Consider the following 20627-nt stretch of genomic DNA (forward strand, 5'->3'; position numbering starts at 1 on the left):
AAATAAACGAGAATGCGCTAACACTAACTACGCTTTGCCTACTACAAAAACGGGTGCTCAACGACGGTATAGGCGTTTATGCTGAAACCGCTTTTCGTAGTCGTGTGGTTACATCAACCACTTTGTTTACTACGTAATCAATGTCTTCTTGGGTCGTAAAACGCCCCACGCTGAATCTAATTCCTGCATGCGCCAATTCGTTGCTGCGGCCAATCGCCTTTAACACATACGAAGGCTCTAAACTCGCTGACGTACATGCCGACCCTGAAGATACGGCAATATCATTTAAGCCCATCATTAAGCTTTCGCCGTCTACACCCGCAAAGCTCACATTCAAAATACCCGGGATACGCTGCGTAGCGTGGCCGTTTAAATAGACATCGTCGAGCTGCTGAAGGCCCTGCCACAGTGATTCACGCAGCGCTAATATGCGCGCGCTGTCCTCTTCCATTTTTGAGGAGGCTAGCGCGATGGCTTCACCCATCCCAACAATTTGGTGAGTGGCTAGTGTACCCGACCGCATACCGCGCTCGTGACCACCGCCATGAATTTGTGCCACCAGATTGATTTTCGGACGGCGACGCACATATAACGCCCCCATACCTTTCGGGCCATATGCCTTGTGCGCTGATATAGACAGCAAATCAACCGGAAGCTCAGCTAAATCTATGGCAATTTTGCCAACACTTTGCGCACCATCAACATGTAAAAGAACGCCTTTGTCACGACAAAGCTGGCCAACAGCTTGAATATCTTGGATAACGCCAAGTTCATTGTTTACATGCATCACTGACACCAAAATAGTGTCGTCGCGCAACGCGTTTTCGAGATCATTTAAATCAATTAAACCGTTTGGCAATACTTCAAGATAGGTAACCTCAAAGCCTTGGCTTTGTAAGTACTCACAGGTATCTAACACCGCTTTATGTTCGGTGTTAACGGTAATGATATGTTTACCTTTATTGGCATAACCTTGGGCGACGCCTTTTATAGCAAGATTGTTCGATTCAGTGGCCCCCGAAGTAAAAACAATTTCTCTAGGGTCGCAATTAAGCGCGTCGCTGATTTGATTTCTAGCAACATCAACCGCTTCTTCTGCCATCCAGCCAAAGCGATAGCTACGAGACGCTGGATTACCAAAGTTGCCTTCCAGCGTTAGGCATTTCGCCATTGCCTCGGCCACACTTGGGTCTACCGGTGTTGTTGCTGCGTAATCTAAATAAATGGGTGTTGATAAAGCCATTCGTTACTCAATACCAATTTAAAGTTGAATACTAACTTCGATATCTTTGGTGATATTACGAAGTGATGCGTTTCCGTCTTGACGGTCGGCTACTTCTTGAACATCACGCTTTGCCATTAACTCGCCCAGCGTTATTGAATTTAGAAACGCCGCAATGCGATCACTTAGGTCTTGCCACAAGCTATGCGTGAGACAGCGATCGCCGCCTTGGCAGTCTGCTTGTCCTTGGCAGCGTGTCGCATCAATAGACTCGTCGACGGCGCGAATGACTTCGCCTATGGCGATTTTGCTAGCTTCACGGCCTAATAAGTAGCCGCCGCCAGGCCCACGAACACTGTCTACTAATTGCTCTTTACGCAGTCGAGAAAAAAGCTGTTCTAGATAAGATAAAGAAATTTCTTGTCGTTCTGAAATGTCGGCAAGAGGCACTGGACCACGCTTTGAATGCAAAGCGACGTCAAGCATTGCGGTAACCGCATAGCGCCCTTTAGAAGTGAGTTTCATTGGATTCTCCCGCCGTTTTGTAGTGCGGGAATTTTCACATACCCGACTAAAATGGTCAAGTATAAGACCCAGTAAACTAGTCAGGTATTATTGATGCGGGTAATCGCTTTTGTACATCAAGGCTTTCGTTTCATTTTGGCCCCAACCACATAAGCGCTATTTGTTTGCATTCAAGTGAATATGAGCAAGAATACTGTCTGCTATCCAATGTTATTGCACGGTATCTATTTGATGGAGTAACCCGCGCAGAACCTGATGTTTTACTCTTGGAACTGCTTTGGCTGTCGCAGCACTACTATTTGAATGAACCATGCGCTGCACATCACCGTGTATCCCTAACGCAGGGGCATTGATCTTTCGTTGCTCTATGTTGCCGTTGCTCTGCCGTCAATGCTCGCTTTCTTAAAGGTAATACCAAGTTTATTTACCCTTGCTCTTTGATAGGTTGCATAGAAACATAAGTTGACGTCGACTCTATGAACGGAAGAACAGAAACAGTTTCCGCTAATATTTTACGGTATTGATTCATGTTTCTAGTTCGTATTTTAAGGAGGTAATCGAATGTTCCCGCTATTAAATGACACTGCTCTATCTCAGGTATTTTGCTGACTGCTGTATTGAAAGCTGCAAGCGCTGACTCTTTTGTATCTGACATAGTGACTTCTGTGAACGCTACCATTTCCATATCCAGCTTTGCATGATTAACAATCGCTTTAAAACCTAATATGTATTCGTTTTCTATAAGTCGCTTTAGTCGATTCTGACACGGTGTTTTTGAAAGCCCTATCCGATCCGCTAATTCACTTACGGACATTCGGCCATCGGAGGATAACTCCTTGATGATCTTTTTATCATAAGCATCCAAATTCACTAAAAAACCCCTTTTTAAAGCCAAAACAACCTAAAAATAGCAATAAAAAAGCCGCATAACCATACTTAATCGATTAATTTAAGGAAATAAAACCACACCTCAGAGCGTAGAATCATGCTCAGACTTTAATCACTTTAACGAGACCTAACTGTATGCTTGACGTATGCAAACTACATTCGAGAACTGACATCAGCAACGCAATCAGAGAAGACGAATCCGTTGTGATAAAGAAGCTTGTTGACCAGCTATCTTTGCCTTTAGCCCATGAAGAGCTGACAAAAGAGTATGCACAAAAGCTTGTTCATCACCTTCGCAATGATGTTAAGCCGAGCTTAATGGAGACCTTCTTAGCAAAGTATGGTCTTTCAACGGATGAAGGTATCGCTCTGATGTGTTTGGCTGAAGCATTACTGCGGGTGCCAGATGGTTTTACTGCCGAGGAATTAATCGAAGATAAAATAGCCTCTTCCGAATGGGATAAGCATCTAGGCCAGTCTAGTTCGTCTTTAGTTAATGCGGCAACCTGGGGGTTAATGCTAACTGGGAAAGTACTCAGCAACAACGAGCAGAAACGCATTACCAAAAAAGTTAAGCCACTTGTTAAGCGCCTTGGTGCGCCTACTATTCGTGTTGCCGTAAAAATGGCAATGAAAGAGCTTGGGCATCAGTTTGTATTAGGCGAATCTATTTCATCAGCAGTGAAGCGCGGGCAAGCGAATGTTAAAGCTGGCTTTGGTTATTCTTATGATATGTTGGGTGAAGCGGCGTTGACACAACACGACGCTGAGCGCTATTTTGCTGAATACAAAAATGCGATTGAACACCTGCTCAAGCAGCCTAAAAATTGCGACATACATCAAAACGCGGGCATATCAATAAAACTTTCGGCTCTTCATCCCCGTTATGAATCTATAAACAAAGATCGCGTTCTAGAAGAACTTACACCAAAGGTGCTGGAGCTCGCTCAACTTGCCAAGTCTGGCAATTTAGGGCTAAACATAGACGCTGAAGAATCTGATCGACTTGATCTGTCGCTTGAGGTTATTCAAGACGTATTAAGTGATGTTAGCTTAGAAGGGTGGGACGGCTTCGGTGTTGTGGTTCAAGCCTATAATAAAGCAGCTCCACACGTTTTAGATTGGCTATTTGAACTTTCAACGCGACTATCTCGCAAAATAACAGTAAGACTTGTTAAGGGTGCTTATTGGGATGCGGAGATTAAGAAAGCGCAAGTAAATGGCGTTAAAAACTTCCCGGTTTACACCTCTAAAGCGGCAACCGACACGTCATATTTATGCTGTGCTAAAAAACTTTTAGATATGCGACAGGTAATTTACCCTCAGTTTGCAACACATAATGCATGTACTGTCGCCGCCATTTTACAAATGACAGATGATACAAAGGGTTTTGAGTTTCAACGTCTTCACGGTATGGGCGAAAGTCTCTACCGCCACCTTTTATCAAAAGAGCAACTAAAATGCCGAATCTATGCACCAGTAGGTAAACACAGAGATCTGCTTGCATACCTAGTGCGTCGACTACTGGAAAATGGCGCAAATTCATCTTTCGTCAATCAGATTGTCGATAAATCGGTACCCGTAACACAAGTCACCCAGTACCCACTCACTCAAGTTCAGAGCCCTAAGCCATCGGTTATTGCTATGCCTGAGGCCATTTTTGGTGGACATCGCAAAAACTCTAAAGGATTCGATCTCTTTCAGCCCATAGACCAAGATGCATTCAATGAATTGCGATACCAATTTTCGAATACGCAATGGCAGGCTACCCCACTGGTAAACCATGACGTTTCTCACAAGACATCATTTGAAGTTGTAAACCCTGCTAATCATAATGACGCGATTGGTTCAGTTGTCTTTGCAGATGAGTCTGATGTGCTCAGAGCCATTGATAGTGCCCGCATTTGGAGAGAACAAGGCGTACGCTCCAGGGGTGCAATTCTTAATCGGGCCGCGGACTTACTCGAACAAAACAGCGGAGAAATTTTTGCCATACTCTGTCGCGAGGCGGGAAAAAATGCGTTTGATGCGGTCGCTGAAATTCGCGAAGCAGTAGACTTCTTACGCTACTATGCGGCGGAAGCGATAAACCAAAAAACATCGAAACCATGTGGTATTTTTGCTTGTGTTTCTCCTTGGAACTTTCCGCTCGCTATCTTTATCGGCCAAGTTGCCGCCGCTCTGGCGAGTGGAAATGGTGTTGTAGCAAAACCTGCCGAAACGACAACGATTTCCGCTTGGTTTGCCACAAAGTTACTCTATCAAGCGGGTGTACCACGTGACGTATTTCAACTGGTTCCAGGAGAAGGAGCTACGGTCGGAAATACGTTAACAGCTTCTCCGAAAATCGACGGTGTATGTTTCACAGGCTCAACGCTCACCGCGCAACGCATCAACCGCAACATGGCTGAGCATTGCGCCCCTGACGCGCCGTTAATTGCCGAGACGGGCGGTCTTAATTGCATGATCGTAGACTCTACCGCGCTTTTAGAGCAAGCAGTAAAAGACGTGGTGCGCTCTGCGTTTCAATCTGCTGGCCAACGCTGCTCAGCGTTACGCATGCTCTATATTCAGGAAGATATTTACCTAAGCTTTTTATCAATGCTACGCGGTGCAATTAATGAATTAAAAGTTGCTGACCCGTGGCATTTAGACACGGATATTGGACCTGTAATTAGCGAACAAGCGCTGAACACCATAAGTACTTATATAAACGAAAACGCAGACAACATTGCTGTGTCATTTGAAGGTAAAGTGCCAAATGATGGTTACTTTATACCACCTACTGTTATAGAAACATCAGGAATTGATGCACTTGAGACTGAGATTTTTGGTCCTGTCTTACATGTTGCAAAGTTTAAAGCAAAGCACATTGGCCAAATAGTAGAGCGCGTAAACGCAAGTGGTTACGGCTTAACGTTTGGCATTCACAGCAGAATCGATTCTCGCGTAGAAAAACTCGTATCAAGCCTAAACGTTGGCAATATCTACGTGAACCGCGATCAGGTTGGTGCCATCGTTGGCTCACAACCTTTCGGCGGAGAGAACCTCTCCGGTACAGGACCAAAAGCAGGTGGACCACATTACCTAAGTAAATTCATTAAGTCTGAATCTACCATGCTGAATTTGGCGTCTCACGACATTGATAAAGAAACACTCGCCTTTGACGTCGTCCAAAACAAGATTAACAGCCTCGGCCAAACTCACAATCGTCACATACTTAACGAAACCACTATGCCAGGACCTACAGGCGAATTGAATGTACTTAGAGAATTCGGCAAGGGCGTTATTTTGTGTCTTGGAGAACATTTCGATGAAGCGGTTCGTCAGTCTCAAGCGGTTAAACAAGCTGGGGCGATACCTCTTATTATCTGTAAAGGCGCAAAAGGTGCCAACGCTATTGATGGCACTCTTTCAGCAAACGATTTAACTAAATTGAGTGGCTTTTACGGGGTAGTTACTCACAGCGAAAAAAATCGATTAAGAGAAATAAGAAAAGCATTATCACTACGAGAAGGAGCAATACTATCACTCACAACTTCGCCAGAAGACGTTCAAAAATGCTGTACTTTTGAGCGACACGTCTGTATTAACACAACTGCAGCAGGAGGGAACGCATCGCTACTAGCGATTGCCTGCTAATCTAAAACTAAAACAATTAAGAAAACAACAAACAACAAACAACAAACAACAAACAACAAGTAGAGGAAATAAAATGAACTATAACTTCAACAAAAGAAAGTTCTTACCGCTGTCGATAGCTATAGCGTTATCTTCGACAGCTTACCTTTCTGCAAAGGCATACGCGCAAACCGAAGAGGCAGCAGATGACGCAGCTGACTATGAACAAATAGCCGTATTGGGTTCAAGGAGAGCGCAAGCACGCTCGGCGATGGAAACGCCAAGTCCAATAGACATTGTGGATTCTCAAGAATTAATGCGTCAGGGCAGTACTAATGCTATTGACGCACTAACAGCTGTTGTCCCCTCCTTAAACGCAAGCAGAGAACCTATATCTGACGCAGCAAGTATGGTGCGCCCTGTAAACCTTCGCTCACTTGCAGCAGACCAAACGCTTGTATTAGTGAATGGTAAGCGTCGTCATCGCGGTGCGGTAGTAGGCGAACTTGTTTCTGGTGTTAACCGTGGAGCGCAAGGTGTAGACGTAACGCCATTGTTTGGTGCGGCACTAAAACGCGTAGAAATCTTAAGAGATGGTGCGGCTGCGCAATATGGTTCTGATGCAATCGCGGGCGTAATCAACTATGCACTTGAAGATGATCCTGAAACAAGAATGATTACTGCTCAGTATGGTAAGTCATACTACAACGATGGCGAAACGTTTGAGGTTTCAGGTGCCTATGGATTCCATTTGGGTGACGATGGCTTCTTGGTCGCTTCATTTCAAGCAAAAGATTCAGGCCCAACTAGCCGAGGTATTCAGGATGGCGAAGGGACCAATAGCGGCGCAACTGCGTTAGATGCTGCAGGTTTTCCTATTCAAAACCCGGTGGTTGTATGGGGTGCCCCCGAAGTCTCTGACGATTACAAATTTTTTGTAAATAGCGGCTATGATATCAATGAATACGTGCAAGCTTATGGCTTTGCAAACTACGCGACTCGTGACGTCGATGGTAGCTTTTACTACCGTAATCCAACTAACAGACAAGGCGTTTTCGCTAGCGGTTCAGACGCACTTTTTGCCGACTCTACCGGTGAAGGCTGTCCTACAGGACCTCTTCCAACGACCAGCTTTGACGATGCACAGAACTTTGTAAATGGTGCTGGCGATAACTGCTTTTCATTCTTTTCATGGTTCCCGGGTGGATTTACGCCTCGTTTTGGGGGAAGTGTAGAGGACTACAGTATAGCGCTTGGGTTTAAAGGTGAATTCGATAGCGGTTTAACTTACGACGTAAGTGTGGTTAACGGCGAAAATAATTTGTCTTATGAAATTTACAATACCGTTAACGCATCGTTAGGTTCTGCTTCTCCTACTGAATTTTACTTAGGCGCGCAAATTGAGAATGAAACCGTTTTCAACGCAGACTTCTCAAAGGTTGTTGAAGTTGCTGCATTCGCATCAGATTTAAACGTCGCTTTCGGCCTTCAGTATCATGATGAATCGTTTGAAATAACTCCCGGAGACGAGGCTTCTTATACGGCCGGTGAATTTGTTTCACAAGGCTTTTCAGTAGGCTCTAACGGATTCCAAGGCTTCAATCCAAGCATCTCTGGAGATTTCTCTAGAAATAGTTCAAGTGCATACGTAGATTTTGAAGCGGATGTTACCGATGACTTGCTACTTGGCCTTGCAATTAGATACGAAGACTACAGTGATTTTGGTACTACCACGAATGGAAAGTTAACCGCTCGTTATATGGTTAATGATGACTTCGCAATACGTGGGGCAGTAAGCACCGGCTTCAGGGCCCCTAGTGTTGGACAGTCTAACTTACAAAGAGCAGCGACTAACTTTAATAATGGACAGTTAGAAGAGCTATTAGTTGTTTCGACTACAAGTCCATTTGCGGCGCTATTTGGTGGAGGTCAGTTAGGGCCTGAAGACGCTCGCAACGTGAGTTTAGGTTTTACCACATCTTTAGGTGACCTATCGTTGACCGTTGATTACTTCAATATAAAAGTTGACGATAGAATTGCACAAGTTACTCGTGAACTCACACCAGAACAGCGCGACCAGTTAGTCGCAGGTGGCATAGCTGAGGCAGCTACCGTAAGCCAAATCTCGTTCTTTGTTAATGACTTCGATACCGAAACATCAGGTGTAGATGTGGTTGCAAACTACCCTATCAACTGGGACAACTCATATACAAAGTTCACATTGGCAGTGAATTACACCGACACCGAAGTGACCAATCAAGGTGAAACCGTATCAGATGCAAGGGCTCGTGAAGTAGAAGACGCCTTGCCTGACTATCGCACAACCTTTACTGTTGATCATAGCTTCGAACCATTTAACGCACTTGTTCGCGTAAACTACTACGGTGAAGTGTATGAGTCACTCTTCAATGATGAAACGCTGCCGGTTGTAACACCCAGTATGTTTGTTGTCGATGCTGAATTAGCCTACGACATTAATGAGAATATGTCTGTTGCAGTAGGTGCCAAAAACCTGTTTGACGAGTTCCCTGACGAATGGGAAACCGCAGGTTTTACGGGTAGAGATGGCGGCTTCCTAGGCGCTATATATCCGCTTAACCACCCTGCTGGACTTGGTGGTGGTAGTTACTACTTGAGACTATCGGCAAACTTCTAATCATACCTATATAGCATAGGGGCTCGTTTCCAGAGCCCCTATTTGATCATACTAAAAAGAAGAGAGAATTATGCTAGATAGTGTTTATCTATCGTTGGCACTTTATTTTATTGTGCTATTAGGAATTGGTGCTTACGGATACTTTTCTACAAAAAATGACGTATCGGGCTTCATGCTTGGCGGACGTCAACTTGGCCCCGCGGTGACAGCACTGTCCGCGGGTGCATCTGACATGAGCGGATGGATTTTAATGGGTCTTCCTGGGCTCATATTTTTAGTCGGAATAAATGGTATATGGATGGCCATCGGATTGACCATCGGCGCCTATTTAAATTACAGGCTACTCGCCCCTAGGCTACGCGTGTATACAGAACAACTTGATGATGCCGTGACAATACCTGAATACTTAGAGCGTCGATTTAACGATAACAGTCGCATAATCCGTGTATTGTGTGCCGCCGTCATCATTGTATTTTTCGCCATATACACCACCTCCGGCTTGGTTGCAGGTGGCAAACTGTTTGAATCCTCATTTGGTTTAAGCTACGAGACAGGAATCTACCTCACAGCGTTAGTTGTGGTTTCGTATAGCACATTCGGTGGCTTTACCGCGGTTAGTGTTACTGACTTCGTGCAAGGTTGTATTATGTTGGTTGCATTAGTTTTGGTGCCTGTGGTGGCGGTTTTAGAAATAGGAGGTATAAACACAACGATAACCCAGTTAGAAAGCCTGCAACCCTCCCTACTCTCCTTTCAAAATACTGCCCTTATTACTGTTGTTTCAGCCATGGCTTGGGGGCTTGGCTATTTTGGTCAGCCACATATCATAGTGCGCTTTATGGCAATCCGTGGATTGAAAGACCTGGTTGCCGCTAGACGAATAGGCATGAGTTGGATGTTGACCGTCACACTAGGAACAATTGGTGTAGGGTTAACAGGCGCAGCTTTTGCCGCCGCAAACGGGCTTACCATAGCGGACTCTGAAACAATCTTTATCGTGATGTCTACCACGCTTTTTCATCCTTGGGTCACAGGCTTTTTATTAGCGGCTATCCTCTCTGCGATAATGAGTACGATTTCTTCTCAGCTATTAGTGTCATCGAGTTCGATAACAGAAGACGTTTACTACGCTTTCATTAGAAAAAAAGCGAGTCAAAAAGAACGAGTCATCGTTGCACGACTTTCGGTTGTTGGAGTAGCTTTCGTCGCACTTTTTCTTGCACAAGATAGAAGTAACAGCGTGCTATCATTAGTAGGAAATGCATGGGCAGGCTTTGGGGCAGCGTTTGGACCTTTGATCCTTATCAGCCTTTATTGGGATAAAATGACGAAAAACGGCGCCATTGCAGGAATTGTCTGCGGAGGTCTAACGACTATCTTGTGGTCGAATATGAACGTTTCGCTAGGATTTGGACTTAACACTAGTGATGTTTATGAACTTATTCCTGGCTTCTTAGCGAGTACACTCGCCATTTTATTAGTGAGCATGTCGGAGAAGCATTCAGAACGCTTCGCGCAATGCCATCATAACGTTTTGAAAAAGCTTCAGAACCAATAACAAAGCATACCCATCCCAAATATTCAGTGGGATGGGCTTTTACATCAATTTATCGAAAGACGCCAATATACCGCGTAATATATTAAGCTCTTTAGACTCAGGCCGTGCTCGGTTATTAAACGGCGCAGCTTAGTGAAAACCAAACCGGTTTAACGAAGAGGGTTTAAACATTATCGTTTCATCAGTTTTCCAATCACGCTCCAATAAGATACTGGCATCAACCGTTCGATAAACGACAAAATTTTTGCATCGAGCCCTATGAGCAAGCGGGACTTATCATTTTCAATAGCTTTAATAATCACACTCGCCGCTTTTTGAGGTGGGAACTTAAGAAATGCGTTCATCAATCTGCGCTGGCGAAATATTTCAGCGTCACTGGCACTTGATGGTGCTTTAGCATTATCAGCAATCGACGTGGCAATGCCCCCTGGATGCACGACTAAGATGGTTACATTTGTATCTCTCAATTCATATCTAAGGGCATTACTAAAACCGCGAATGGCGAACTTACTAGCACTATATGCAGCCTGCCCAGGTGGCGAAATTAGCCCGAAAAGACTTGAAATATTGACTATTTTTGTGGGACTACCGACTTTGCGCATAGTCGGTAATATAGCGCGAATAAGCGAAACTGGAGCGTCAAAGTTAATTTTCATTAGCCAGTTAAAATCTGTTTCGCTAACTTGTTCAAAACTACCTCCAAGTGCTACTCCTGCATTATTTATCAGCACATCGATAGAATTGTGTTTTGTGAGAATATTATTTGGCAGCGATTTCACATCTTCGGCTATAGACAGATCACAAATGTGCAAGGTTACTCTCTGACTGTGAGAAGGTAAGCACGAAACTGTTTCTTTCAATCCCCCCTCATCGCGATCGACGAGCGCTAAGTTGCACCCCGATGCACATAGCTGAATAGCTAATGCTCTACCAATTCCACTTGCGGCACCCGTTAATACTACGACACTTCCTTTAAGCTCCATGTTTATGCCCCGTGTGTAATTTAATATGGCCTAATATACTATCGGCTATTCGATGAGACTGTATCGTATCTATTTGGTGACGTAGGCCACGTAACACTTGGTGCTTTGCGCCAGAAATAGCATTTGCTGTCGCAACACCGCCACTTGGGTGCACCATGCGATCAACATCACCATGAATGACCAATGTGGGGGCTGACACTTTGTTGAGTAATCGAGTGCGATCACCTGATTTCATAATGGCGCCAATTTGGCGAAATACAGCTTTTGAGTCACTTTTAGAACCGTTTCGATGCCAGGCAAGCTTCGCATACTGTTGCCATTGACTTGTCGCCCCTTCTGCATTGATATCGCCTATATGAGTCATCATGGCGCGATAATTTATAATCGCGTCATTTTCACTTTTCGGTGCCTTTGCTCTGGCAATTCGCCATAACGTAGAGTAAGAGGGTTGGCCAACCTTTCTACTTCCAGTAGTTGAAAATATAGAGGTCATTGAATCAACAACATCTGGGTAAGTACTTGCCAGTGTTTGCGCTATCATTCCCCCCATCGACATACCAACTACGTGTGCACTATTGATGTTTAATCCTGCCAAAAGCTGCGCAGTGTCTTCTGCCATACGCTCTAGCCCATAGGCTCCATTTGGCGCTTTTCCTCTTAACTGTTGAAGCAAATTGGGGTGAGGAGTGGTGCTTCGAACTGAACGTCCTGCATCACGGTTATCAAAGCAAATTACTCGGTAACCGCTAGTCACCAACCGCTCTATTAAGGCGCTTGGCCAGTACACTAATTGCAGCCCAAGGCCCGCAATAAGCAAAATTGTACCTTGTGTGTCGTTACCATGCTCCGCATAGCAAAACGTATCCCCATTCTTTAGCGTAATAAATTGTTCTTGGTGTAAGGCTAGGCTCATAGTGCCACCTCGGCAGTATTTTTTGTCTCAAGGCTCTTCTCAAACACCAAGGCAGGATCGTCCACCTTACCTTTACGAAATATCTTTACATCCTCTGCATAGTTCCAAGACATCGACCAAGGGAAATGGGTCCCCTGACGCGGTAACTGCTCGATTGAGCGTTGAATATATCCTGCACCGAAATTTAGCAACGGCTGTGTTTCCATGTTTGGGTCTGCAATAGGCGTACATTGTAAATAATCGTGCTGCTTCATATGATTCAATAACCGCGTAAAATGCTCACACAGAAGACCTATTTTTAAAGTCCACGAAGAGGATGTGTACCCTACTGCAATAGCAAAGTTAGGCACGCCACTTAGTAACATCCCTTTGTATGTAACACACTGAGGAAGCGATACTGCCTTTCCATCTATTTTCGGAACGAGCCCCCCTAGTGGCAGCAGATTAAGTCCCGTAGCAGTAACTATTATATCTGTATCAATATGCTCCCCAGATTCAAGTTGAATACCTGTTTCTGTGAAGTTTTTAATATTGTCTGTTACTACCGATGCACTACCATTTGATAACGCTTTGAACAGGTCTCCTCCTGGTACTGCGCAGAGTCTCTGCTCCCATGGGTTATAAGGGGGGTTGAAGTGCGTATCAACCGGAAATCCTTCAGGCAGCATTTTAGCATTCAAATCACGTATAATTTTTCGAGCTCGATTAGGAAAGCGTTGGCAAAAAGCATATACCCAACGCTGCTTCGCAATATTAAATCGTCGAGCAGCTTTGAAAGCTAAATTATCGCCGACTAGAGGTCTTAAATGCTTCGCTATAGGATCTTGTGTTGGAACGGGCAATACGTACGAGGGCGTTCGTTGCAGCATGGTTACGTGAGAAGCCGCTTTTGCCATTGAAGGTACTAATGTGACAGCAGTAGCGCCACTTCCTATTACAACTACGCGCTTACCTTCATACTCTAAATTTTCGGGCCATTGCTGGGGATGTATGATGTCACCTGAAAAATTCGACTGTCCGTTAAACTCAGGTGTATACCCTTTGTCATAACGATAATAACCCGATGCATTAAAAACCCATCTGGCTGCGACTTTTTCAGTATGCCCTGTTTCTTCTGAGCGTAAGGTCACTAACCAATACTGCTTATCACTTTGCCAATTTAGCTCAACAACTCGTGTTAAAAAGCGTATTTTTTCTCTGATGCCATTCTCATTTGCTGTTTGCTCGATGTATGCCTTGATGGAGCTACCGTCAGCAATAGCTTTCTTTTCTTTCCAAGGCTTGAAGTCATACCCAAACGTGAACAAGTCTGAATCTGAACGAATACCGGGGTATTTGAATAGATCCCAGGTCCCTCCCAGATCTGCACGAGCTTCGATTATGGAGTAGGTCAAATCCGAACACTTACTTTGCAAGTGATAAGCGCAGCCGATACCTGAAATACCTGCTCCGACAATCAATACATCTAAAAATGGCACTGTGTTTTGCATGCAAACCTCAAAGTGATAACAAGCGTTGTCACTTTAATATATGTTGTTGCAACTGAGTCGTCAATGCATAATATGCTGACTATGAAAAATAATTCTTTAACATCCGAAGCATCAACAGAGCGCACGTATTCAGGCATCTCAATGTCCGAGAGAATTGTGCTGCGCCGCCAGCGATTTATTGAAGCAGGTATTTTACTGTTTGGCACAGTGGGATTTCAGTCTACAACTATGCGTATGCTGACAGCACAAACAGAGTTAACAAACCGTTATTTCTATGAGTCGTTCTCGAACTTAGAAGATTTGCTCGTAGCCTGCTACGAGAAACTGATGGATGATTTTCGTCATCAATTAAAAGAGGTGCTTGAAAAAGCAAGAGAAAATAGCGAGCCGTCGCAGCGCATCCGTCCTGGGCTAGAATGCTTTTATCGATCCATGTCTGACCCAAAGTTTGCCCGAATCACGCACGCCGAAGTATTAGGCGTAAGTGAACGTGTTGACCGGCTTTATAGTCGTTGCTCAGCAGATTTTGCCGCTTTGATGATGTCTTATTTAACTTCGTCTTTGCCTGACACAAAACAACTATCTGATACGCAAATGCAGTTTGTTGGTGCAGCGCTAACAGGCAGCTTAATTAATAGTGCAATGGTATGGGTAAACAGCCAATATCAAGCCGATATCGACGATGTCATTGATACGTCGCTTGCTATTTTTATAGGCACAGTTAACCAGTTGCAGTTAAATTAGAGCGCTCCGCTGCCTACAGCCATTTCTTATATCGCGGGATCGAAAGAAGAATGCGCCCTCTCTCGCTCTTGGGTTTCCGTTAGGTCGAAACCCGTTTCAGCGAAATCTTCAGCGCTAATGTTATGCAAGTTGTCCGTGCATACTTCACCGCCCAAAGATTGAATAACCTTGCACATCTCTTCCACTTTGGTGTCCATTTGGTGCATGTGTTCAAGCATGATGCCCATAGCATTGGCTACCGGGTCAGGGTTATCTGGCGCTACGGCGTAGGCATCGAACCCATATTTTTGCGCAATTTTGTCTCTTTGCGGGTTAACGGTAGCACTTGCATCTTGTTGCTTGGAAATAATAACGCGGCCAGGAATTCCAACCGCGGTAGCACCGTCAGGAATGTCCTTTACCACGACCGAATTAGACCCTACTTTGGCATTTTCACCAATAACAATAGGCCCCAACACTTTGGCGCCAGCGCCGACAACTGCACCATTTTTGAGGGTTGGGTGGCGCTTGCCTGCTTTCCAACTTGTTCCACCAAGAGTAACACCGTGGTAAAGCGTTACATCATCGCCAATTTCAGCGGTTTCACCAATAACCACACCCATACCGTGGTCGATAAATACTCGCCGCCCTAGCGTAGCGCCAGGATGAATTTCGATGCCCGTAAGCCATCGGCTAAACGTAGATAAACTGCGCGCCAGCCATTTCCATTCAGCCTTCCATAATTTATGGCTGATGCGATGAAGCCAGACAGCGTGAAGGCCAGGATAGTTAGTTAGCACTTCAAAGGTGTTTCTGGCCGCTGGGTCGCGATGAAATACACCTTGAATATCATCTTTTATACGGGCGAACATAGTGTTTACTCTTTTTCTTCTATCGCTGGTGCAGGGTCTGCATCGCCTGAGTTAGCATTCTTCACCGATTTATCAATAGACGCCAATATACCGCGCAATATATTAAGCTCTTGAGACTCAGGACGTGCTCGGTTAAACAAGCGGCGCAGCTTAGTCATAACCACCCCTGGATGACTTTTGCGTATGAACGACGTGCCTTCAAGCGTGGTTTCCAAATGGGTATAAAAACGCTCTAAATCGTCATTTAGTGGATATTCTTCCTCAATGCTTGGATAGGTTTCGCGATTTAGATAGGCCATGCGAATCTCATAACAAAGTGTTTGCACTGCTGCGGCTAAATTCAACGAGCTGTATTCAGGGTTGGCTGGAATACACATATGGAAGTGACACTGCTGCAGCTCTTCGTTAGTTAAACCACTGTTCTCACGCCCAAACACCAAAGCTACCGGGTACTTTTCTACTTCTTGGACCAGCTTCTCGCCGCAGTCGCGCGGGCCTAACATAGGCCATGAATGCGTGCGAGAGCGTGCAGACGTCCCTACTACCAAGCCACAGTCTTTAACTGCCTCTTCCAGCGTGCTTACAATTTTCGCGTTAGCAAGCACATCACCAGCCCCTGCCGCCAATGCACTGGCTTGGCCGTCTGGCTCATTTACTGGGTCGACAAGATATAAGCTGCTCAGCCCCATGGTCTTCATAGCTCTTGCTGTCGAGCCGATGTTTCCCGTGTGAGACGTGTTAACTAAAATAATGCGAATATTCTCGAGCATGCGTGTAATACCTACGTACTTATTTGGATAGCGTCTTTAATTCGATAATATGCGGTTTTGTCGCACTATCTTTTAGACTTTAATGGCGTGAAGTTTAACACAGCGGCAGTATAGATGGCTATTCACGCTATTGTGCTGGGATTTCATTTGCATCGCGCATAGATTCTGGTAGACTCCGCCCGTTTTCGAAAGCAACTAGCTATTTTTTATACAGCTAGTTTGTTTCATTGGTCTTTTACAATTGGTGGTTTATCTATGCATCCTATGCTGAATATTGCGGTGCGCGCTGCGCGTGCGGCTGGAACAGTTATTGTTCGTGGTTTTGAAAAACATAATGAAGTAGCGACAGAGTCAAAAGGCTTAAACGACTTCGTTACTCAAGTTGATAAAGAAGCAGAACAAGCAATTATTGCCAAAATTCAGCAGTCATACCCGAACCATTGCTTCCTAGGTGAAGAATCGGGTGAAGTTTTGGGCACAGAAACTGACTATCAGTGGATTATCGATCCACTAGATGGCACCACTAACTTTGTAAAAGGCATTCCTCACTTTGCCGTATCTATTGCACTTCTTCATAAAGGTCGCTTAGATCAAGCGGTTGTTTTCGACCCTATTCGCAGCGAACTATTCACCGCGAGCCGTGGTCAAGGCGCCCAGCTTAACGGTTATCGTATTCGCGCCTCTAAGCCTCGTGACCTTTCTGAAACCATTATTGCTACTGGCTTACCGTTTAAGAACAAGTCTCAATTTGGCGAGTATGCACTAAGCCTTAACAAAATTTTCCACGAAGTGGGCGACATTCGCCGCGCAGGTAGTGCAGCGCTAGACCTTGCTTACGTTGCAGCTGGCCGCCACGACGGTTACTGGGAGCGCGGCATTAAATCTTGGGATATCGCAGCAGGTGAGCTTATTGTTCGTGAAGCTGGCGGATTGGTCACAGACTTTAAAGGTGGTAACGACCCACTTCACAAAGGCGAGATTGTTGCTGGTAGCGTGAAGGTGGTTCAAGGCCTAGTCAAGCACCTTAAGTAAGAAGCATCTTAAGTAAGAAGCACCTTAAGTAAGATTTTGCTACGCAGATTGGGACTGAACCCACATTGGAACATTGAGTGAAGGCGCTATTAACGGCGCCTTTTTTGTGGCCGTTAGGCATAAAAAAACCGCATCATAGATGCGGCTTTTTGTACGTATCACGAAGATAGGACTAAGGCATAGGATCTAAATCCGCGCCTTCCTTTTCCACTTGTGGTGGCATTAGGTCTTCTTTGCTGATGCCCAACGCAAGCGCTACTGAACTCGCAATATAGACAGACGAGTAAGTACCTACTACTACACCGAACAACAAAGCAGTGGCAAATCCGTGAATAAGCGCACCACCTTTGTAGAATAACGCGACCAATACCAACACCGTGGTTAATGAGGTGATGATAGTTCGGTTTAGGGTTTGCGTTAGTGAGATATTGATAATCTCAACTGGCTCACCTTTACGAATTTTGCGGAAGTTCTCACGAATACGGTCAGATACAACAATGGTATCATTAAGTGAATAACCAATTACCGCAAGCACCGCTGCTAGTACCGTTAGGTCGAACTCAATTTGAAGTACCGAGAATAGACCCAGCGTGAGAATTACATCGTGCATTAGCGCCGATACTGACCCCAAAGCGAATCGCCATTCAAATCGCATCGCGACATAAACTAGAATACACAAAAGTGCGACTAGCATCGCTAGGCCGCCCTGCTCTGTTAACTCTTCACCTACGTTAGGACCTACGAACTCGATACGACGCATATCAACCGCAGTACCGTCAGCACGCAGGGCAGCCAGCACCTGCTCGCCAATAGTCACGGCTTTAACGCCATCACGAGGAGCAATACGGATAAGTACGTCTTGGCTACTTCCAAAGTTTTGTACGATAGCATCTTCGAAATTCGATTCATTAAGCTGAACGCGAATAGCTTCTAAATTGGCCGCATCTTCGTAGCCAACTTCAATAAGCGTTCCGCCTGTAAAGTCTAAACCCCAATTAAGGCTATTTACACCCAAAGAAACGAACGAGCCGATAATAAGAATTGTCGACAGCACCATCGCAGGAATGCGAAGGCGCATGAAATTAACGGTTTCGGATAATTTTAATAACTGCATTTTACGCTCCTTAAATCGCTAATTTCTCAAGACGTTTACCACCCCATACTGCGTTAACAATAACGCGAGTAACCAAAATAGCGGTAAACATAGAGGTTGCGATACCAATCATTAGCGTAATAGAGAAGCCTTTAATTGGGCCGGTACCTACTGCAAACAGAATAAGACCAGCAATGAAAGTAGTGATGTTTGCATCCAATATGGTTGAAAACGCGCTGTCGTAACCCTGATGGATAGCTTGTTGCGGACTGCGCCCTTCACGTAGCTCTTCTCGAATACGCTCGAAAATTAGCACGTTTGCGTCTACCGCCATACCAACGGTTAGAACAATACCTGCCATCCCCGGAAGAGTAAGTGTTGCACCAGGGATCATCGACATAATGCCTACAATCATCACTAGGTTTGTAATAAGTGCAATGTTCGCTACCACACCAAACGCTTTGTAATAAATCAACATGAAAACAAGTACTGCAGCTAGACCATACATAATAGCCTGCATGCCCAGCTCAATGTTTTCTTTACCCAAGCTCGGTCCAACGGTACGCTCTTCAACAATCTGAATTGGTGCAATCAGTGCACCTGCGCGAAGTAGCAACGCTAAGTCACGGGCTTCTTTCGGTGAATCAAGACCTGTGATTTGAAACTTGCTACCCAGTTGCGCACGAATGGTGGCAACCGAGATAACTTGCTCATGCTTTTCAAATACAAGCTTACCGTCGTCATTTCTCTCACCGGTAGATTTGTACTCGATGAAGACCGTAGCCATTGGCTTACCAATGTTGCCGCGGGTTGAGCGAGACATTTTATTACCGCCTTCAGAGTCTAGCGAGATGTTTACGTTCGGAAGCCCGTACTCATCAACACCGCTATTCGCATCAATAATGTGGCTACCAGTAAGCATAATACGCTTTTCAAGCAGCTGAGGAATGCCCTGCTGATCTTCTATCACCTGAGAGCCAGGAGGAACGCGACCGTTTAAAGCGTCACGGATGTCGTTCTTTTGGTCTACCATGCGAAATTCTAGTGTTGCGGTGGCATTCAGAATTTCTTTCGCACGGGCGGTATCTTGAATACCTGGAAGCTGGACAACAATGCGGTCAGCACCTTGCTTTTGAACGAGAGGCTCAGCAACACCAAGCTGGTTAACACGGTTACGAATAATCGTGATGTTTTGCTTAACCGCGTTGTCGCGAATTTCTTGAAGCTTACTTTCAGCAAAAATAGCGCGAAGGGTTAAGTCATCCACTTGGTTAAAAGTAAGGTCGCGACTTTGATTGCGCAAAAAGAACTCGGCCTTATCTAGTGTATCTTCATCGCGGAAGGTAATGTCGATATGATCGTCAACTTGCTTTACACCGCGATAGCGAATGCCTTCTTCGCGCAATGAAGTACGAAAACCACCCTCTGCATCTTCAAGAGACTTGGTAATAACCTCGGTCATGTCCACTTCCATTAGGAAGTGCACCCCACCGCGAAGGTCAAGACCTAGCTTCATCGGCGCCCCACCTAAACCTTCAAGCCATTCTGGCGTATCAGGGGCCAGGTTCATAGCAACGTAATAATCATCGCCAAGGGCTTTTTCTAAAGTTTCGCGAGTGATTAGTTGTGTATCAGAATCAGAAACGCGAACTAAAATTTGTTCACCTTCAAACTCAACACGTTTTGGAGAGATGTTTTTTTCACTAAGTGCGGCTTTTACTTGTTCAACAGTGGCATCTGTTACCACAGCGTCACGGCCTGCTGAGATTTGTACGGCGTGGTCTTCGCCGTAAATGTTAGGAAGCGCATAAAGTGCACACATCGCAACAACAATGAGTGCACTCAGTACTTTCCAAATAGAGTTTTTGTTTAGCACTGGATAATCCTTTCGTGCCAGTACCGGGAAGCGTCCCGGCCCCGGCGATTGTTACTTACAGTGACTTCATTGTGCCTTTAGGCAGCACAGCAGTTACTGAAGACTTCTGAACAACGATGTTATTTGAATCGTTAAGTGCAACTTCGATGAAGTCTTTTTCTTCTGACACTTTAGTGATTTTGCCTACCAAACCACCTTGTGTTAGTACTTCATCGCCTTTGCCTAGTGAAGATACTAGGTTTTTATGCTCTTTCACACGCTTAGCCTGTGGGCGGTAAAGCAAGAAGTAAAAGATTAAACCGAATACAGCTAGCATGATAATCATTTCCATGCCGCCACCTTGCGGCGCACCAGCAGACTGTGCGTAAGCGTTAGAGATAAATAGGCTCATAAAATTCCCCAAAT

16 protein-coding genes and 1 pseudogene are annotated in these 20627 nt (G+C 45.0%); 5 read left to right on the forward strand and 12 right to left on the reverse strand.

The features are described 5' to 3' along the window. Positions 1-76: 76 nt before the first annotated feature. The 3 genes from ACYX4M_RS00690 to ACYX4M_RS00700 form a co-directional block, all read right to left on the reverse strand. The gene (locus tag ACYX4M_RS00690; protein WP_476081458.1) at positions 77-1243 is read right to left on the reverse strand and encodes an IscS subfamily cysteine desulfurase; all 1167 of its coding nucleotides are present in this window, start codon (positions 1241-1243) and stop codon (positions 77-79) included. Positions 1244-1261: 18 nt separating this feature from the next. Next, the gene (iscR, locus tag ACYX4M_RS00695) at positions 1262-1747 is read right to left on the reverse strand and encodes a Fe-S cluster assembly transcriptional regulator IscR (RefSeq protein ID WP_474807082.1); all 486 of its coding nucleotides are present in this window, start codon (positions 1745-1747) and stop codon (positions 1262-1264) included. 424 nt (positions 1748-2171) lie between these two features. Further along, positions 2172-2618, reverse strand: coding sequence for an Lrp/AsnC family transcriptional regulator (locus tag ACYX4M_RS00700; RefSeq protein WP_236547194.1), 447 nt, complete (start codon positions 2616-2618; stop codon positions 2172-2174). A gap of 221 nt (positions 2619-2839) precedes the next feature. Here ACYX4M_RS00700 and putA point away from each other — a divergent pair, with 221 nt between their 5' ends. From putA to putP, 3 genes are all read left to right on the forward strand, one after another. Continuing rightward, positions 2840-6277, forward strand: a complete 3438-nt coding sequence (putA, locus tag ACYX4M_RS00705; RefSeq protein WP_476081459.1) for a bifunctional proline dehydrogenase/L-glutamate gamma-semialdehyde dehydrogenase PutA — start codon at positions 2840-2842, stop codon at positions 6275-6277. A gap of 73 nt (positions 6278-6350) precedes the next feature. Continuing rightward, positions 6351-8912: a TonB-dependent receptor plug domain-containing protein gene (locus ACYX4M_RS00710; RefSeq protein ID WP_476081460.1), complete on the forward strand. Its 2562-nt coding sequence runs from the start codon at positions 6351-6353 to the stop codon at positions 8910-8912. Positions 8913-8982: 70 nt separating this feature from the next. Further along, positions 8983-10470: a sodium/proline symporter PutP gene (putP, locus tag ACYX4M_RS00715; RefSeq protein ID WP_476081461.1), complete on the forward strand. Its 1488-nt coding sequence runs from the start codon at positions 8983-8985 to the stop codon at positions 10468-10470. 39 nt (positions 10471-10509) lie between these two features. Here the strand turns inward: putP and ACYX4M_RS00720 are convergent. The 4 genes and pseudogenes from ACYX4M_RS00720 to ACYX4M_RS00735 all read right to left on the reverse strand — a co-directional run. Beyond that, positions 10510-10616, reverse strand: a pseudogene (locus ACYX4M_RS00720) (tRNA (cytosine(32)/uridine(32)-2'-O)-methyltransferase TrmJ); the annotation flags it as partial. 24 nt (positions 10617-10640) lie between these two features. Beyond that, on the reverse strand, positions 10641-11453 hold the full coding sequence (locus ACYX4M_RS00725; RefSeq protein ID WP_476081462.1) for an SDR family NAD(P)-dependent oxidoreductase: 813 nt from the start codon (positions 11451-11453) through the stop codon (positions 10641-10643). After that, entirely contained in the window at positions 11443-12366 is a 924-nt protein-coding gene (locus tag ACYX4M_RS00730; protein ID WP_476081463.1) for an alpha/beta fold hydrolase, read from the reverse strand. Before ACYX4M_RS00730 ends, ACYX4M_RS00725 begins: the two co-directional genes overlap by 11 nt. Further along, complete coding sequence (locus tag ACYX4M_RS00735; RefSeq protein ID WP_476081464.1) at positions 12363-13856, reverse strand: flavin-containing monooxygenase; 1494 nt, start codon at positions 13854-13856, stop codon at positions 12363-12365. Before ACYX4M_RS00735 ends, ACYX4M_RS00730 begins: the two co-directional genes overlap by 4 nt. Positions 13857-13997: 141 nt before the next feature. Here ACYX4M_RS00735 and ACYX4M_RS00740 point away from each other — a divergent pair, with 141 nt between their 5' ends. Further along, positions 13998-14600 carry a TetR/AcrR family transcriptional regulator gene (locus tag ACYX4M_RS00740; RefSeq protein ID WP_476081465.1) on the forward strand — a complete coding sequence of 201 codons (603 nt, stop codon included), beginning with the start codon at positions 13998-14000 and terminating at the stop codon, positions 14598-14600. Between the two features lie 26 nt (positions 14601-14626). On the opposite strand, the gene cysE is transcribed toward ACYX4M_RS00740, so the two are convergent. Together cysE and trmJ are read right to left on the reverse strand one after the other, a co-directional pair. After that, the gene (cysE, locus tag ACYX4M_RS00745) at positions 14627-15451 is read right to left on the reverse strand and encodes a serine O-acetyltransferase (RefSeq protein WP_476081466.1); all 825 of its coding nucleotides are present in this window, start codon (positions 15449-15451) and stop codon (positions 14627-14629) included. Positions 15452-15456: 5 nt separating this feature from the next. Beyond that, positions 15457-16221 carry a tRNA (cytosine(32)/uridine(32)-2'-O)-methyltransferase TrmJ gene (gene trmJ, locus ACYX4M_RS00750; RefSeq protein WP_476081467.1) on the reverse strand — a complete coding sequence of 255 codons (765 nt, stop codon included), beginning with the start codon at positions 16219-16221 and terminating at the stop codon, positions 15457-15459. A 255-nt stretch (positions 16222-16476) separates the two neighbouring features. Here trmJ and suhB point away from each other — a divergent pair, with 255 nt between their 5' ends. Further along, entirely contained in the window at positions 16477-17253 is a 777-nt protein-coding gene (gene suhB / locus ACYX4M_RS00755) for an inositol-1-monophosphatase (protein ID WP_014950183.1), read from the forward strand. 172 nt (positions 17254-17425) lie between these two features. On the opposite strand, the gene secF is transcribed toward suhB, so the two are convergent. From secF to yajC, 3 genes are read right to left on the reverse strand one after another with little or no spacing between them, the layout of a single operon-like run. Further along, complete coding sequence (gene secF, locus ACYX4M_RS00760) at positions 17426-18367, reverse strand: protein translocase subunit SecF (RefSeq protein WP_474855401.1); 942 nt, start codon at positions 18365-18367, stop codon at positions 17426-17428. A 10-nt stretch (positions 18368-18377) separates the two neighbouring features. After that, the gene (secD, locus tag ACYX4M_RS00765) at positions 18378-20222 is read right to left on the reverse strand and encodes a protein translocase subunit SecD (RefSeq protein WP_476081468.1); all 1845 of its coding nucleotides are present in this window, start codon (positions 20220-20222) and stop codon (positions 18378-18380) included. A 55-nt stretch (positions 20223-20277) separates the two neighbouring features. Next, the gene (gene yajC, locus ACYX4M_RS00770; RefSeq protein ID WP_025255932.1) at positions 20278-20613 is read right to left on the reverse strand and encodes a preprotein translocase subunit YajC; all 336 of its coding nucleotides are present in this window, start codon (positions 20611-20613) and stop codon (positions 20278-20280) included. Between the last annotated feature and the right edge of the window lie 14 nt (positions 20614-20627).

It is taken from the genome of Alteromonas sp. ABV4_150 (assembly GCF_056311745.1).